This window comes from Microbacterium sp. (assembly GCF_049661145.1).
In the GTDB taxonomy this organism is placed as follows: Bacteria; Actinomycetota; Actinomycetes; order Actinomycetales; family Microbacteriaceae; genus Microbacterium.
This window is the reverse complement of sequence record NZ_JBASZT010000358.1, coordinates 1-1,988: the sequence shown is the minus strand read 5'-3', so window position 1 is coordinate 1,988 and position 1,988 is coordinate 1. Positions and strand designations below refer to the sequence as shown.

Annotated in this window: 2 protein-coding genes and 1 pseudogene; all 3 read left to right on the top strand. The window is 70.9% G+C overall.

What is annotated here, in order from left to right:
• A partial coding sequence (locus WBP48_RS14740; RefSeq protein ID WP_424441507.1) for a multicopper oxidase family protein occupies positions 1-1,371 on the top strand: 1,371 nt, incomplete at its 5' end.
• 74 nt (positions 1,372-1,445) lie between these two features.
• Positions 1,446-1,589 (top strand): hypothetical protein, encoded by a 144-nt coding sequence (locus WBP48_RS14735; protein ID WP_424441506.1) that lies wholly within the window; start codon positions 1,446-1,448, stop codon positions 1,587-1,589.
• 56 nt (positions 1,590-1,645) lie between these two features.
• A pseudogene (locus WBP48_RS14730) lies at positions 1,646-1,988 on the top strand (hypothetical protein); the annotation flags it as partial.

Genomic DNA, 1,988 nt, shown 5'->3' with positions numbered 1-1,988 from the left:
ACCTCACTCCCGCCCGGCGAGCAGTTCGCGCACGCCCACGCGGCGCGACCCGAGCCGGGCGTCGCAACCGTCCCGATCTCCTCGCTGCGCACGCCGGCGGACGTGTCCGGACCGGTCGAGAAGTTCGAGCTGACCGCGGTGTCGGGCGAGGTGGCCCTGGCATCCGGCGCCACGGTGGACGCGTGGACCTTCGACGGTGCGATCGGAGGGGTCCCGCTCACCGTCGACGTGGGCGATGTCGTCGAGGCCACGCTCACCAACCGCGACGTCGAAGCCGGCGCGACCATCCACTGGCACGGCGTCGATCTGCCCGCCGGCGAGGACGGCGTCGCCGGAGTGACGCAGGATGCCGTGATGCCCGGCGAATCGTTCCGATACCGGTTCGTCGCGGAACATGCGGGAACCTACTGGTACCACACCCACCAGGTCTCCGCCGACGGCGTGCGCCGCGGGCTGTACGGCACGCTCGTCGTGGAGCCTCCCGGCGGCGTGCCAGAGGACGTCGACCTCGTCGTGCCGATGCACACGTTCGACGGCCTGTCGGTGTTCGGGGCGAGCGACGTGCCGCAGTCGCGCGAGGTCACTCCCGGCGCCGCGGTGCGACTGCGGATCGTCAACACCGACGACCTCCCGCTCTTCGCCCAGCTCGACGGCGTGCCGTTCCGGGTCGTCGCAGTCGACGGACGCGATCTCGAGGGCGGCGGCGAGGTCGAAGGGCGCAGCATCCGCGTCCCGGCGGGCGGACGCGTCGATCTGTCGTTCGCTATGCCGGCCACCCCGGTCTCGCTCTGGCGCGACGGCTCTGCGGGCGTCGGGCTCGTCCTCGCGCCCGAAGGCGACGACGCGACAGCGCTGCTCGCGGACGCTGCACCCGCCGCGGCCACGGAGCTCGATCTCGTCACATATGCCTCCACCGGCATGCCCTTTCCCGACGCCGTGCGACACGGTGAAGCGGTGCTCGTGCTCGATCGGATGCCGCGCATCCTCGGTGCGCTGCCCGCCTACGGTTACACGGTCAACGGTGCCGTTGCGCCCGGCATCCCCGCCATCGAGGTGTCGGAGGGCGAGGCGCTCGCCCTCACGGTCGTGAACCGAGGGTGGGAGACGCATCCCATGCATATCCATGGCCACCACGTGAGAGTCGTGAGCCGCGACGGCGTCGCGGCGACGGCGGGGCTCTGGCTCGACTCGTTCGACGTGCAGCCGGGCGAGGTCTGGGTCGTCGAGCTGTTCGCCAACAACCCCGGCATCTGGATGGCCCACTGCCACAACCTACCCCATGCCGCAGAAGGCATGTCCCTGGGCCTCGCGTATCCCGGTGTCTCGTCGGAGTTCCAATCCGGCGGCGCGCACGGCAATCGGCCGGAGTGACGCGGTGAACCCATGACGGAACAGGTACGTATCACCGCCACAGCGAGATGACCGGCCCCGCTTACACTTGGGGCATGGCCACAGGCAACAACGAGGACGAGTACGCCGGCATGAACGAAGCCCGCACGCGCCGCACCAGGATCGTCGCGTGGGTGACGATCGTCGCCCTCATCCTCGTCGGCGGTGGCGCCACCGTCCTCGCGCTCCTCTTCGGCTGATTGTGACGGGGGCCCGCTCAGAGGCCACCGTCAGGCATGCTGGTTAGCATGATCCTGTGGACCCACTCTGGGCGGCAGTCGCCGAGTTCTGGTGGATCGGGCCGAGTGTGATCGGCGCCGGCACCCTCGGCTGGCTCGGCCTGCGCCACGAACGCGCTGAGCGGCTGCGACGGATCGAGCTGGATGCCGCGCGCATCGAGCTGAAGTCGTCACGACGGGATGCCGCCAGTGCGCGTGTCGCGGTCCGGGTTGCGCGCACCGAGCTCGCGAGGGTCCAGGCCGAGCGCGGAACGGGTCGCGCCACGACCACCGACGTCGCCGCCGCGCGAAAGGCCCTCGATCGCGCTCAACGCGAGGCGAAGTCCGCGGCGGCCGCGGTACGTGTTCGCCGGGCGCACG

Bases quoted from the DNA above. Each gene is read 5' to 3' on its own strand.
- WBP48_RS14735 (WP_424441506.1), top strand. From the start codon at position 1,446: ATGGCCACAGGCAACAACGAGGACGAGTACGCCGGCATGAACGAAGCC.